This is a genomic window from Winogradskyella arenosi (assembly GCF_003337305.1).
Classification (GTDB): domain Bacteria; phylum Bacteroidota; class Bacteroidia; order Flavobacteriales; family Flavobacteriaceae; genus Winogradskyella; species Winogradskyella arenosi.
Genome location: NZ_QPJO01000002.1, coordinates 737,640 through 751,889 on the forward strand (window position 1 = coordinate 737,640; position 14,250 = coordinate 751,889).

General features: G+C 35.3%; 14 protein-coding genes. 5 read left to right on the plus strand and 9 right to left on the minus strand.

Annotation, left to right across the window (positions count from 1 at the left end; translation table 11 throughout):
• Positions 1-68: 68 nt before the first annotated feature.
• Positions 69-2,858, minus strand: coding sequence for an excinuclease ABC subunit UvrA (gene uvrA / locus DFQ08_RS07925; protein WP_114309459.1), 2,790 nt, complete (start codon positions 2,856-2,858; stop codon positions 69-71).
• Positions 2,859-3,219: 361 nt separating this feature from the next.
• Here uvrA and DFQ08_RS07930 point away from each other — a divergent pair, with 361 nt between their 5' ends.
• On the plus strand, positions 3,220-3,804 hold the full coding sequence (locus DFQ08_RS07930; RefSeq protein WP_114309460.1) for an RNA polymerase sigma factor: 585 nt from the start codon (positions 3,220-3,222) through the stop codon (positions 3,802-3,804).
• A gap of 57 nt (positions 3,805-3,861) precedes the next feature.
• Positions 3,862-4,005 (plus strand): hypothetical protein, encoded by a 144-nt coding sequence (locus DFQ08_RS16155; protein ID WP_181858379.1) that lies wholly within the window; start codon positions 3,862-3,864, stop codon positions 4,003-4,005.
• Between the two features lie 24 nt (positions 4,006-4,029).
• On the opposite strand, the gene DFQ08_RS07935 is transcribed toward DFQ08_RS16155, so the two are convergent.
• Complete coding sequence (locus DFQ08_RS07935) at positions 4,030-4,581, minus strand: hypothetical protein (protein ID WP_114309461.1); 552 nt, start codon at positions 4,579-4,581, stop codon at positions 4,030-4,032.
• A 47-nt stretch (positions 4,582-4,628) separates the two neighbouring features.
• A complete protein-coding gene (locus DFQ08_RS07940; protein ID WP_114309462.1) occupies positions 4,629-5,285 on the minus strand; it encodes an endonuclease III domain-containing protein in 657 nt (218 codons plus the stop codon).
• A 36-nt stretch (positions 5,286-5,321) separates the two neighbouring features.
• Here DFQ08_RS07940 and bcp point away from each other — a divergent pair, with 36 nt between their 5' ends.
• Positions 5,322-5,777: a thioredoxin-dependent thiol peroxidase gene (gene bcp / locus DFQ08_RS07945; RefSeq protein WP_114309463.1), complete on the plus strand. Its 456-nt coding sequence runs from the start codon at positions 5,322-5,324 to the stop codon at positions 5,775-5,777.
• A 68-nt stretch (positions 5,778-5,845) separates the two neighbouring features.
• Here the strand turns inward: bcp and DFQ08_RS07950 are convergent, their stop codons facing one another.
• On the minus strand, positions 5,846-7,306 hold the full coding sequence (locus tag DFQ08_RS07950; RefSeq protein ID WP_114309464.1) for a TonB-dependent receptor: 1,461 nt from the start codon (positions 7,304-7,306) through the stop codon (positions 5,846-5,848).
• 209 nt (positions 7,307-7,515) lie between these two features.
• Between DFQ08_RS07950 and DFQ08_RS07955 the strand changes: the two genes are divergently transcribed.
• Both DFQ08_RS07955 and DFQ08_RS07960 read left to right on the plus strand, forming a co-directional pair.
• Complete coding sequence (locus DFQ08_RS07955) at positions 7,516-8,277, plus strand: MBL fold metallo-hydrolase (protein WP_114309465.1); 762 nt, start codon at positions 7,516-7,518, stop codon at positions 8,275-8,277.
• Between the two features lie 2 nt (positions 8,278-8,279).
• On the plus strand, positions 8,280-8,786 hold the full coding sequence (locus DFQ08_RS07960; protein ID WP_245935395.1) for a hydrolase: 507 nt from the start codon (positions 8,280-8,282) through the stop codon (positions 8,784-8,786).
• 54 nt (positions 8,787-8,840) lie between these two features.
• Here DFQ08_RS07960 and DFQ08_RS07965 read toward each other — a convergent pair whose 3' ends face one another.
• The 5 genes from DFQ08_RS07965 to DFQ08_RS07985 all read right to left on the minus strand — a co-directional run bounded on the left by DFQ08_RS07965 (position 8,841) and on the right by DFQ08_RS07985 (position 14,167).
• Complete coding sequence (locus tag DFQ08_RS07965) at positions 8,841-9,485, minus strand: alpha/beta hydrolase (protein WP_114309466.1); 645 nt, start codon at positions 9,483-9,485, stop codon at positions 8,841-8,843.
• A gap of 2 nt (positions 9,486-9,487) precedes the next feature.
• The gene (locus tag DFQ08_RS07970) at positions 9,488-9,820 is read right to left on the minus strand and encodes a hypothetical protein (protein WP_114309467.1); all 333 of its coding nucleotides are present in this window, start codon (positions 9,818-9,820) and stop codon (positions 9,488-9,490) included.
• Entirely contained in the window at positions 9,820-11,073 is a 1,254-nt protein-coding gene (locus DFQ08_RS07975) for a dihydroorotase (protein ID WP_114309468.1), read from the minus strand. Before DFQ08_RS07975 ends, DFQ08_RS07970 begins: the two co-directional genes overlap by 1 nt.
• On the minus strand, positions 11,070-12,995 hold the full coding sequence (locus DFQ08_RS07980; RefSeq protein ID WP_114309469.1) for a BatA domain-containing protein: 1,926 nt from the start codon (positions 12,993-12,995) through the stop codon (positions 11,070-11,072). Before DFQ08_RS07980 ends, DFQ08_RS07975 begins: the two co-directional genes overlap by 4 nt.
• 164 nt (positions 12,996-13,159) lie before the next feature.
• Positions 13,160-14,167 (minus strand): glycosyltransferase family 2 protein, encoded by a 1,008-nt coding sequence (locus tag DFQ08_RS07985; RefSeq protein ID WP_114309470.1) that lies wholly within the window; start codon positions 14,165-14,167, stop codon positions 13,160-13,162.
• Positions 14,168-14,250: the final 83 nt, after the last annotated feature.

The window sequence follows — 14,250 nt, forward strand, 5'->3', positions numbered from 1 at the left end:
TACTATAAAATTATAAAAACGTAGATAAAGGACTTTGATTAATACGGACTCATCATACGAAAAACCTTTTATAGTTTATCCTGTAGGTATGCGCCAATTACTGAATTTTTATCTTTTGCAATGGCTTCAGGTGTCCCTTCAGCTACCAATTGCCCTCCGTGTTTACCACCTTCTGGACCAAGGTCTATAATATAATCTGCACATTTTATTAAATCAATATTATGTTCAATAACAATTATGGAGTGGCCTTTTTCAATTAAGGCTTGAAACGATTTTAATAGTTTTTTAATGTCGTGAAAATGAAGTCCTGTAGTGGGTTCATCAAAAATAAACAGGGTATTATCACTTTTACAGCCTTTACCTAAAAAAGTGGCTAATTTAATACGTTGCGCTTCCCCTCCAGATAGGGTAGAGGACGATTGCCCTAAAGTAACGTATCCTAAACCTACATCTTGTAGTGGTTGTAATTTCTTCTGAATTTTGGTTTCGTTATGGGTTTGAAAAAACGCAATAGCATCGTCAATAGTTAAATTTAAGACATCGTCAATAGACCTGTCTTCAAACTTGACTTCTAAGACTTCTTTTTTAAAGCGCTTACCACCGCAGGTGTCACAGGTTAAGTGTACGTCGGCCATAAATTGCATTTCTATCGTCACTTCGCCTTCACCTTTACAGGTTTCGCAACGTCCACCATCAACATTAAAGCTAAAGTGTTTCGCCGCAAAATTTCTAATATGACTTAATTTTTGAGACGCGAATAAAGCACGAATATCATCATAAGCCTTAATGTAGGTCACCGGATTAGAGCGCGAAGAACGCCCAATAGGATTTTGATCTACAAACTCTACATGTTGTATATTACTCATGTTTCCCTTCATCTCAGAAAACTGACCTATTTTATCACTAAACCCTGTTAATTTCTTCTGAATAGCAGGAAAAAGAATCTTTTTTACCAAGGTACTTTTTCCACTTCCAGAAACGCCGGTAATAACCGTAAGCATATTTAGAGGGAAGGTGACATCGATATTTTTAAGATTATTTTCGCGAGCACCTATAATTTCAATTTGATATTTAGAGCTGCGACGTTTCTTAGGGGTTTCAATTTCTAAATCGCCATTTAAGTATTTAGCGGTAAGAGTTTCTGCAGCTAAAATCTCTTTAAAATCACCAACAGCAACAACTTCTCCACCTAAGGTTCCGGCTTCAGGACCAATATCTATAATCGCATCTGCAGCCTTCATAATATCCTCATCGTGTTCTACCACAATTACGGTGTTGCCTAAATCGCGAAGTGATTTTAAGACGTCAATAAGGCGTTCGGTATCTTTAGGGTGTAAGCCAATACTTGGTTCATCTAAAATATACATAGACCCTACTAAACTACTTCCTAAAGAGGTTGCAAGGTTAATACGCTGACTTTCTCCACCCGATAAGGTGTTGGATTTTCTGTTAATCGTTAAATAATTAAGCCCTACATTAGATAAAAACTCTAATCGGGTATGGATTTCCATTAATAAACGTTTGGCTATTTTAGCATCGAATTCGTTAAGTTTAAGGGTTTTGAAAAACTGAGCGAGTTCATCTATAGGAAGATCCACCAAATCCGTAATTGTAGCCTCGCCAACCTTAACGTAATTGGCTTCTTGTCTTAAACGTTTTCCATGGCAAACATTACATTTTGTTTTACCACGATAACGGGATAGCATAACCCTGTTTTGAATTTTATAAGCTTTAGATTCGAGCTCTGCAAAAAAGGAATCTAAGCCTTCAAAATATTTATTTCCTTTCCAGATTAAGGCTTTATTAGCCTCGCTTAACTGAAAATAAGGTTTGTGTATAGGAAAGTCAAAATGATGAGAATTATTAACCAATTGGTCTCTGTACCAACTCATACTATCACCGCGCCATGGAAAAATGGCATTTTCGAATATTGATAATTCGGTATTAGGAACAACTAAGTCAGCATCAATACCTATAACATCACCGTAACCTTCACATTTAGGACAAGCCCCATAAGGATTGTTAAAGCTGAATAAATGCGCATTAGGTTCTAAAAAGACCATGCCATCCATTTCAAACTTATTATTAAAAAGCATTTGTTTGTTATCAGCTAAAGACTCAACGATACAAGTTCCTACACCTTCAAAAAACGCCGTACCCACAGCATCGGCTAAGCGGTTAAGAAAATCTTCATCATTTTTAAATACAATACGGTCTACCACTAGGAATAAATCGTCAGAAATGCTTAGATCTAGTTTTAAAGCGTCGTCTATTCTAACCACATCATCCTTAACCTTAATTCTCGCATAACCTTGCTGCTGCAAAGTTTGTAGTTTGTTTTCTAAGGTTCGGCCTTCTTCCAAAATAAGCGGCGCTAAGAGCAATAATTTTGAACGCTCCTCGAACGTCGTAATGTAATTGATTACATCTGAAACCGTATGCTTCTTAACTTCATGACCAGAAATAGGAGAGTAGGTTTTACCAATCCTTGCAAACAGCAATTTTAGGTAATCATAGATCTCGGTAGTGGTCCCAACCGTAGAGCGTGGATTGGTAGAGTTTACCTTTTGCTCTATAGCAATAGCTGGGGCAATTCCTTTGATATAGTCTACTTGAGGTTTATTCAAACGACCTAAAAACTGACGGGCATAACTGCTTAAACTTTCTACATAGCGTCTTTGACCTTCTGCATACAAGGTATCAAAAGCTAAACTAGACTTCCCCGAACCTGATAACCCGGTAATGACTACCAATTTATTTCTAGGAATGACGACATCAATATTTTTTAAATTATGCAGTTTAGCACCTTTAATAATGATATTTTCCTTTGGGTTAACGTCGAGGTCAATTGTATTCATAAGTCTTTTTAGATATCTAAGTTTGCAAAGATACTACAATACCAAATAACCCATAAACTCTAGATTAGAATTCCTTATCGCTAAATGATGAAATTAGGAGTGAAGCGGTTTGTACCCCTCTGAAGTCGCTTAAAGCGCGTAACCTTAGCCTTAAGTTTTCTAGAGGTTTCATCCATAAAAGGAACTTTTTATCCGATAAATTGTTAAATTTTAGAAGTATTTTTTGCTTTTTCAATCGGAATGTTGTTATATTTGAAATCTATTCACTTAAAAAACATCTGCTTATAGCATAAGATTACTTTAAAAAAAAAGCTTAAATCCCAACCTTAGTAGGCTACTACTAGGACTTAAAGTAATTATTATGACACACGACCTTATCCAAGACTCAGAGTTGGTTCGGAACTATATAAACGGCCATGAGTACGCACTTTCGATTTTGATTGAAAGGCACAAGCAAAAAATTTACAGTTTTATTTATTCTAAAGTTTACGATAGAGATGTGACTGAAGATGTGTTTCAGGATACCTTTATTAAAGTGATTAAAAATCTAAAACGCGGTAAATATAACGAGGAAGGCAAATTTTTACCATGGGTAATGCGTATTGCACATAACTTGGTGATTGATCATTTTAGAAAAAGTAGCCGTATGCCTAAATTTGATAATACTGGCGAATTTAGCATATTTTCTGTATTAAGTGACTCCAGTTTAAATGCGGAGAAAACCTTGATTAAAAATCAGGTGGAGTCTGATGTAAGACGTATTATTGAAGAGTTGCCTGAAGATCAAAAACAGGTTTTACTAATGCGTATGTATCAAGATATGAGTTTTAAGGAAATATCTGAACGTACAGGAGTGAGTATAAATACCGCTTTAGGGCGTATGCGTTATGCCCTTATAAATATGCGTAAGGTTATTGATCAAAATAATATCATTTTAACAAATTAAAACAATAAAGTGTTTAATTCTGCGTTTTTGCTATATATAAACTATTAAACAGCGAAAATGGCAAAAAACTACACACAAGTGTCTTCAAGGCCTAATCTCTTACAACCTAAAGATGAAACCATACGGTGGATCTTAAATTACTCTAAAGCTTTAAACGTTTTAGATTGTAATAATTTAGAGTCTGAAGCGCTGCTCAACTAAAAAAGATATCCTGAAGTATTCACTTCAGGATTTTTTATTGAATAGCAATTCTTCATAATTGTAAGTGCTTAGATATTCCGCTTTTAAAGCTTTTAAGTAGGCAATGGTCTCTGCTCTTAAAGGGTGATTCTCTTTTAAGCAGTTTTTGATGTTATTATCGTAAACTGTAAGTACAAGATACCAATGCCCAGTTCTTGAGACATAGTGACCTTCAAATAAGGCTGAATTTCCATTGCTTTTACGTTTACTATCTATAGCCGCTAGAGGTACATTGATTTTTTTGTCTGTTCGTTGGGCTTCGTGATAACTAAGATACAGGGTTTGATTCTGTAATTGAAAAGGCACATTGTAACCTACATTTTTATGCTGTAACTGGTACTTTTTATTGATATAGTTGTAAAATTCTTCGGCTTCTTTAGAGTCTTTAAAAATAAAAGCAATTTCTCTAGGCAAATCTTTCTGAAACCTTTTGGCCTGCATAATCTTATAGTCGTGTCGCTTAAACCTTGGCGCCACGACCACAGGGATACATCCCCAAACAAAGAGCACTAAAATTATAAGAAAAATATTTTTCATCTGTATTGCCTTGTAGATTGTAGAACAAGAGGGCTTTTTAAATTAAGCTATTTTTTCTTTTTATAGTAGGCCTCTAAAACCGTTTTTCGTCCTATAGTCTTCGTAATGATGTCTTTATCTAAGTTCCAACCTCGAGCCGGAGAATATTCTCTTCCGTACCAAATGATTTGCAAATGCAAGTCGTTCCATAGCTCTTCAGGGAAGAGGCGTTTGGCATCTTTCTCGGTCTGAACTACGTTTTTACCACTGGTTAAATTCCAACGGTACATCAAACGATGGATATGGGTGTCTACAGGGAAGCAAGGAATACCAAAAGCTTGAGACAAGACCACCGCTGCCGTTTTATGACCAACTGCAGGTAATGCTTCAAGAGCTTCATAAGTATTAGGAACTTCCCCGTTGTGTTGGTCTATTAATATTTGCGATAAGCCATGAATTCCTTTACTTTTCATAGGCGATAAGCCAACGGGCTTAATGATTTCTCTAATCTCTTCTACGCTGAGTTTAACCATGTCGTACGGGTTATCGGCACGCGCAAACAGCAAAGGTGTTATTTGATTGACGCGTACGTCTGTACTTTGTGCAGACATTAAAACAGCAATTAATAGCGTGTAAGGATCTTTGTGATCTAAAGGGATCGGAATTTCAGGGTATAGTTGATTTAACGTATTTATAACAAAATCTACCTTTTCTTGTTTAGTCATTCATTGTATTTTTACAGAAAGACAAATTTAAGCAATATGACGCATTTACAAGTAGGAGATAAGGCTCCAGATTTTTCAGCAAAAGATGAACAAGGAAATACCGTCTCTTTATCCGATTATAAAGGTCAGAAATTAGTAGTTTTCTTTTACCCAAAAGCAAGCACACCCGGGTGTACAGCCGAGGCTTGTAATTTAAATGATAATTACGATCGTTTTAAAAGTTTAGGATATGCGATATTAGGAGTTAGTGCAGATAGTGCAAAAAGGCAATCTAACTTTAAGAATAAATATGATTTTAAGTATCCTTTATTGGCCGATGAGGATAAAAATGTAATTGAAGCCTTTGGGGTATGGGGGCCTAAAAAGTTTATGGGGAAGGAGTATGATGGCATCCATAGAACGACTTTTGTAATTGATGAAAATGCCGTGATTACAGATATTATTTCTAAAGTGAAAACGAAAGCGCATGCTGAGCAAATATTGCCAGCTTAAGCGCATATACAAAAGGGGACGATTTTTATAAAAAATCGTCCCCTTTTGTATATCTAGTGATGCTTAGTCTAACGCTTATGAATAATCTCTTCAGACTCCCATCCAAACAAGCTTTTTTCTTTAATTAATTCGTCTACACCTTCAGGGAGCATAGCTTCCCAACCGTCTTCATTATTAACGATCATTTTTAAGACCTTTCTAGAGAAAACAGACAGGTTTGAGGCATCAATATCAGAGATATCAACCACTTTACCATTGTATTTAAAGAATTTAAACAACTCTTTCATACGTGGGTGAACCTTAAGGTTTTCACTAGTCGTTAACGTACCATCTTCATTTTCCATTGGGTAAAGATAAACACGTAGATCTTTATAGAATAATTTTCCGAAGGCCTCTAGGATACCTCCACTTAAGTGGCGGTAATATTTCTCATCAAAAATATCTACGAGGTTATTAACGCCCATAGCTAAGCCCATTCGGTTTTTCGTGTATTGAGAAAAATACTCAACTAGCTTATAATACTCTTGGAAGTTTGAAATTAAAACCGTTTGTCCTAAAGAACATAAGAGTTTTGCACGATCCATAAAATCTTGCTCATCAATTTTTCCTTCAGCTCTTAAGTTAGATAAAGTAATTTCAAAAATGACCTGAGTTCTATCCTTATCCACCTTGTTCTCTTTAATGAACATTTCATAAGACTTCTCTAGCATGTCCATGTTCACTTTAGTAACTGGTCTAAAGCTTCCTCTTAAGGCTAAAATATTTTTCTTGTAAAGGACTCTTGCTGGTAAAACGTTGTTTCCATCTGGTGCAAACATCACGGCATCTGTCATTCCGTTTTTAACCAATTGTAAGCTCATAAGACGGTTGTCAACGTCTTCAAAAACAGGTCCGGAGAAATTAATGGTATCAATTTCTAACTGATCCTTATCTAAGTGATCGTAGAGGTAACGTAATAATTTACGCGGTTGATTGTATTTATAAAACGCCCCATAAATAAGGTTAGTTCCTAATTTGCCAAGGGTTTCTTGTTGTAAACGTGCATCGGTTTCTTTAAATCGAATATGAAGCACAATTTCATTGTATTCTTCGTCTTGTCCTGGTTCAACTTGAAACTTAATTCCAACCCAACCATGACCTTTATATTGCTTTGCGAAATCAATGGTCGCTACGGTATTAGCATAAGAGAAAAAGATCTTGTTAGGATGCTTATCTCTAGTAATACGTTCCTCCATTAAATTCACTTCATGGTTTAACATCTTACGAAGTCTGGCTTCAGTGACGTAACGACGATCATCTTCTATACCATAAATGGCATCACTAAAATCTTTGTCATAAGCAGACATTGCTTTAGCAATTGTTCCAGACGCACCACCGGCTCTAAAAAAGTGTCGTACCGTTTCTTGGCCAGCGCCAATTTCTGAAAATGTTCCATAAATATCGGCATTCAAATTGATTCGTAATGCTTTATCTTTTAGAGATGGAATATTCTCGAAATCCGTGTCGCCTTTATACGTTATGTCCTTCATTAAGTTTGGGTTTCTATCGTTTAAGCAAAGGTAAGGTTTTACTGTTGCAAACAAAAAAATAAGTTTATTTTTGTCTTAGCATTTCTGACTTAAAAGCATATAATAAAAATTAGATGTCTTTTTTATTTTATCGTGAATTCTACACGAAAAAAAGACAATTTTATTGCGATTTTTTTAACTGAGAAAGGCTTGCACTAAATTGAAAAGGTTTGAAAATTACGTTTTTAGGCACTGGTACCTCGCAAGGCATTCCTGTTATAGGAAGTGATCATCCGGTATGTTTAAGTGAAAATTTTAAAGATAAACGTCTCCGTGTTTCCATTTTGGTTTCGTGGGGTGCGTATACTTTTGTTGTAGATTGTGGTCCAGATTTTAGACAGCAAATGCTTAGGGCTGAGGTGTCTAAAATAGATGGTATTTTATTTACGCATGAGCATGCCGACCACACCATGGGCTTAGATGATATTCGTCCATTTTTCTTTAGACAAGGTGATATTCCTTTATACGCACACCAACGCGTTTTTACGTCTTTAGAAAAACGTTTCGATTATATTTTTGCTACCGAAAACAAATATCCCGGTGCGCCAGGGGTTATAAAAAATGTGGTTGAAAATAAACCCTTTTTAGCAGGCGATTTGTCTATAGTGCCCATTGATGGTTTACACCATGAACTTCAAGTTTTTGGTTATCGTTTTGATAAGTTTGCCTATTTAACAGATATGAAAACAGTTTCTGATGCTGAAATAGAAAAACTCCAAGGGGTAGAAGTATTAGTGGTTAATGCCTTACAAATAACGCCTCACCGATCTCATTTTAATTTAGAAGAAGCTCTTAATTTTATCGCTAAGGTGAATCCGAAGCGTGCTTACTTAACCCACATCAGTCCGCATTTAGGATTTCATGATGATGTTGAAAAAGAATTACCAGAAAACGTGTTTTTAGCTTACGATAACCTACAAATTACCATCTAATTATGAAGAGTAAAATTTTAATGTATTTGTTTATTTTTTCTGTATTGTTACTGTTATTTCAATACGTGAGTTCTAAAAATATCATTGACAAATATGAAACCGATATCGTCAAGGTTAAGGCTAAAGTGGTAGAAAAAGACAAAGAAATAGAAGCTTTAGAAGACAAGAATTTTGAACTTAGCTATTTTAATATTGAAGGCAATGAGGATGCCTTAAGTTATTTTGAGGCTTTAGGTTATGATACGGAGGCTTTAATTCCTGCGATTGTTGAAGGGCTTTATAATACCAACGACTATGAAGGCGAGGAGCATCCTTTAGTGCCTTATGTTTCTATGACCGACTCTAAATTACTTATTAATAAAGTAAGAATTTTAAACCATAAATGGATTATTGCCAATTTTACAGATGGTAAACATTGGGGAGAAATTCTCGTGAGTTATTCTATTGATGAAAATAACGATCTTAAGTATAAATTGGTAGAGTACTTAATGTACCCTATACTTAATTAAGCGCTAAGCAAGATTTTATAAAAGTACCTATTTTACCTTATAAAAGTTGAAGGTTTAAAGGTGCTTTTCTAACCAAGCTTTTAAATCGTAAAAATTCTGAGGTGCAACACCATGGCCTACAGGATATTCCGAATAGACATTATTAATCGCTAAAGCGTCTAAAAACAAAGGCGTTTTTTGTGCCCATGCCACAGGGATAACCTGATCTACCGTACCATGTGAGCAGAAAAAGTTTAAATGTGAAAATTTAGACTTGTCTAAGGTTGAAGGAAGCATATCTTCACTAATATAACCACTTAATGCGATGATATTTTTTACTTTTTCAGGAAAGGTAAGGGCTACGGCATAGCTTAATATAGAACCTTGGCTAAAACCTAAAAGGGTCACATTGTTAGCATCTACAGCATAGGTTTTTCCGGCGTAATCTATAAAATCAGAGAGTAATGCTATGGAAGCTTTAGCTTGATCTACGTCGTTCCATTTTCCTCTATCAGCATCAAAATTAATAGCATACCATGCATTTCCATAAGGTTGCATAGGGTGCGGTGCTCTTAAGGAAATAATAAAAAGTTCCTCTGGCAATTCCGAAGCAAAAGAAAAGAGATCATTTTCATCACTCCCGTAACCATGGCACATAATTAATAAGGGTGCGTTTTCTTTTAAAGTAGAAGGTCTTGTAATATAATGTAGTTGCGACATATTTATTGGCCAATAGATTTAAAAGCGTTTTGAAAATAGTTGCCGAGTAAGGGAATTTTGTTAAGTTTTCCAGTGATAGCTCCTACAATACCGTAAATATAGAGTACAGAGAAAAAGATCCAGAAAGACATGCTCACCATCATATTGTCTAAACCGCCTATGACAATGGCTATTAAGATATAAGCTAAACCCAATCCTAAGCCTTGTCTAATATGAAAATGAGTAAAGGGATTTTCTTTTTCTTTATTCATAAAATAGGCAATGAGAGTCCCCATTAAAGTTAAGTAAGCGACAAAGGCTAAGGTTTTACCTTTTTCTATAGTTGTTTGATCCATTATTTTAAAACCATTTTATCATTAGCAATAACACCGTAAGCAACACCTTTTAAAGCCGATCCTAAAAACATACTATTCTTAGATCGAGATGAAATATCAGCTTGACTAAAGTTATAGGACTTATCAGGGTTAAATAAAGTGATATCTGCAAGTTCCCCTTCGTTGATGCTTGCTGTTTTAACTCCAAATCGTGCTTTTCCTTGTGTTAATAAAGCTATTGTTTTCTTCGTAGTGAAGATATTTTGAAGTGCACCAAAAGCCGATTCAAGACCAATAGTACCATTAAGCGCAAAATCGAATTCAATTTTCTTATGTTCTATATCAATAGGATTATGATCTGTAGTCACCATATCTATAGTGCCGTCTTTTAAACCTTCAATTAAAGCCTCACAATCCTTTTGCGTTCGCAATGGCGGTAAAACTTTATAGTGGGTGTCAAAGTCGTGCAACACATCATCGGTAAAACTGAGATTATGAATAGCAACACTACAAGTGACATTAAGGTTTTTAGCTTTCGCGGCTCTAATAAGTTCTACAGATTTTGCCGTAGATAGAGTTGGGATATGTAATTTTCCCTCCGTATATTCTAAGATAAATAAATCTCTTGCAATTTGTAATTCTTCAGCCAAAGCCGGATTACCTTTTAGTCCTAATTTGGTACTGTTAATATGCTCGTTAACAACGCCAAGTCCAGAAATGCGAGACTCTTGTGGGAAGGAGCATATAAGACCATCAAAATTACTTGCGTATTGCAGCGCAATTTTCATGAGATTAGGATTAGAAATAGGATATTGGTAATCATAAAAAGCTACAGCTCCTGCATTACTCATGTCGTATAATTCGGCCAAATCTTCACCTTCACTTAATTGCGTTAGTGCTCCAATAGGATAGAGGCTTACGGCATTATTAGCGGCTTTAGATTTTACAAATGCGATATCAGCATAGCTATCAATGACTGGTCGTGAATTAGCATTAAGACCCACAGCTGTAAAGCCCGAGTGTCCTGCTGTTTTTAAACCATTTGCTATAGTTTCGCGTTCTTCATAACCAGGTTCTCCAAATGAAACGCTACTATCAAACCAACCTTGGGAAACGTGAAGGTTGTCTAATGCTATTTCTTGGTAATTATTAGGATTGTCAAGGTCTTTTGAAATTTTGGAAATCCGACCTTTTTCAATTAAAATATCAACCGTTTCATTGTGAAAATCACTTTTAGAATCAACGATGGTTGCAGATTTTATGAGTGCGTTCATTTAAGATATTTTAGAAGTAACATCTCTATTATTAAAAATGCTAGTGCAAAAATAACAAACCATTTCCATAGCGCATTAACATTTGCCTGACTTTTTATATTATTAATAGTGGTTTCTAAACGAGAGGCGAGGCTTACATTTTCTAAAGCATTTAAATCGTAATAATTAAGCTGACTTTCTGCTCTGTCATAATTGAAACTTAATTTTTGTATGACCTTATTTTTGTTTTTCACCTCCAGAATTCCTGCTGTATTGGGGAACTCCCCTGTTTCTAAAACTACCGTTTTACTGTAGGTTTTTTGTAAAGGAATCACAGCACTTTCAGCATCGGCTAACGTTAAAATATCATCTTGACCAATAGAAGTTGGGATGGCTATGGAATTGGCTTCGCCTATGGTATAAAAAAGTTTAGAGAGGTTTAAACTTTGTAACCCTATATTGTACAAGACCGGAACAATAAGTTGTGAATTTTTAAAATTTGAATTGCTCTGGTTCAGCGGTGAGGCAAACACATAATTTTCAGAGTTCCCCATAAGGAAGGCTGTACCATCTTCATAAGAGAGTACCGCGCTAGAATTTGAGGTGAATTGCTGTGTGTGTTCAACCTTTGGGTATTGAAAATTACTAACCTTATTATAGAACGTGTTTTTTAGTAAAGGATGGCTGTAATGTATTTTAGTTACCCGTTTATCTTGCTTTTTAATATGTGCATACGGATTAAGATTAGTGTTTTTAAGGAGTTGGTTATAACTATTTATGTTGATTTCGTCTTTTGGAATAATTAAAAGTTTCCCCGAGTTTTTAGTAAAATTAATCAGCGCTTCAGTTAAGGCCTTAGGGATGCTGCTGAGTTCGTTTAAAACAATAAGATTCTGATCTAAAATAAGCTTGTAATTCAGACGGTCTAAGGCAGCGCTTTGATAGTCAAATTCATCATTGGTATAAATTCGTTTTAAGAATGCATCCTCCGCGTCTTCATTAATCGCTAAGACCTTAATTTTAGGCTTCGCATTAGTGTTAAAGTAGAATGAATTATCAAATTCTAACCCAGAATCTTCAATGCTTAATCTTCCATTAATTTCTTCATTATAAGGCATCGTAAATATAACTTCTGCCTCCTTATCAAGCGCAATGGCACTTTTAGAACTTAGAATATCATCGTTATATAAGGCTACAGAGACATTATCTACAGGCGTATTCTGATTGCTTAAGGTTACGGTAAGCTCTATAGTTTTTGCTGAAGTATTAGAAATGTAAACACTATCAATACTAATATTAGAGCGGTCGTTAATTTGTGGCTGTACTAAGGTGACTTGCACTGTAGAATCCGCTTCAAATTGTAAGGCTTTTGTCTGTTGTTGAAAATCGGAAACTAAAATTAAGTGCTTGCTTGTATCGCCTTGGTCTAAGAATAGTTGTTTCCCTTTTAAATAAGCGGCTTCGTAACTCAATTGATTTGGAGCGAATTCCAGTTGAATTAAATCCTTTTTTAAGGTTTTAAGACTGGTATTTCTAAAGGTTTCGGTGTTGGTGTATAAGCTGATGCTTTCAGTTTCAGGAATACTGTTAATGATATCTTGTACTGCTTCATTAAACAAAGAGCCATTTCGTCCTTTGGCTTGCATACTAAACGAATTATCTAAGTAAATCACTGTTTCCTGAGCTTTATCAAAGGCTGTCGTTTTTGGAATAAAAGGCTGGGCAAAGGCAAGAACAATACAGGTTAGTAAAAGCATTCTTGTAAACAATGTTATCCATTTTTTTATTTGCGAACTTTTACGGGTCTGAAGTTTTACGGCTTGTAAAAATTTAACATTGGTAAAAGTCACTTTTTCAAACCTACGGAGTTGAAACAAGTGTATTAAAATAGGAATGATCAGTAAGAAAAGGGCGTAGAGTAACTCGGGATGTTTAAAATGCATTCTAGATCTTTAAATTTACTGATTAAGCGTTTTATAAAATTAAAGTCAATGCGACCGTTATAATAATGTTGCGGTACTTCTTTTGATAATTCTTATAAAAACCATTTTAGTCATTTCAAATATAAGTAACGTAACCCGATTAGCTTGTTTTGGTTCTAATAAATTTAACAGAAAAAGAAATAATCGCGCATGGCTTTCATGCCTTGTTTATTAAAATAGGCTTTAATCTCTTCTTGGGCCGTTGTGTTTGCCACCGTTACAATACTTTGGGGTTGATTAATTTGAGTGAGATAATTAAAATTTAAAAGCTCTTCGCCATAAATATGTTTTCCAATTTTCTTTGGGTTGTCGCAGATCCAATAAAAAGGAATGGCTTTATTTTGAAGAATTTTAGCTAAGGTTTTCCCTTTCTTACCAGCGCCCCAAATCACTAAAGGTTTGCTACGATTGTAATTTAATTCTAAAAAATAGTCAACTTTGAGGTCTAAAAAGGAATTTTCGGCATAATGGTGATGGGTTCTAGAGGTTCTAAAGCTATAATCTCTCCAATAGAGTAAAATCTGATCACAAGGAATACACTGGTATTGGGCTTTGTAAAATCGAAACGCTAAATCATAATCTTCAGGATAGGTCTCGCTATTAAAACCTCCACAAGCTTCAAAATCGTCACGATGTAGCATCCAACAAGGAGAGGGCACCACACATTCTTTATAAATCTCCGTATAGTTTTGGCCGGTTAGGGTTAACTGGTTCAACCAGGCTTCGTACCTTGCAAAGCCATCACTAAGCCCATCGGCTCTAAAGTATTTTACTTGCCCAATAGCGAGATGTTTTGGGCCGTAGGTTTTTAAATTTTTCACCATGGTTTCTAAACGGATGGATGCCATTTTATCATCACTATCCATACGGGTAATATAGGTGCCCGAACTTACAGAATATCCCGTTTGTAAGGCTGCTATAATTCCATAGTCTTTATTTTTTAAGAGTTGGATTCTTTGGTCCTTTTCAGCATAAGATTGCACTATTTTGTACGAATTATCGGTCGAGTGGTCGTCTATGAAAATAGCTTTCCAATGCGTATAGGTTTGTTCTAGAATAGAGCTAAGGCATTCAGTGATAAATGCTTCCGTATTTTTAAACGGGATGATGATGCTTACTGTGGGTTCTGACATGCTGCGAATTTAACAAAACCTTTAGGTTTTTAATAGTAACAGATTGTAGATTTGTGAGTCTATTATAAAAACAAAAACTTAAA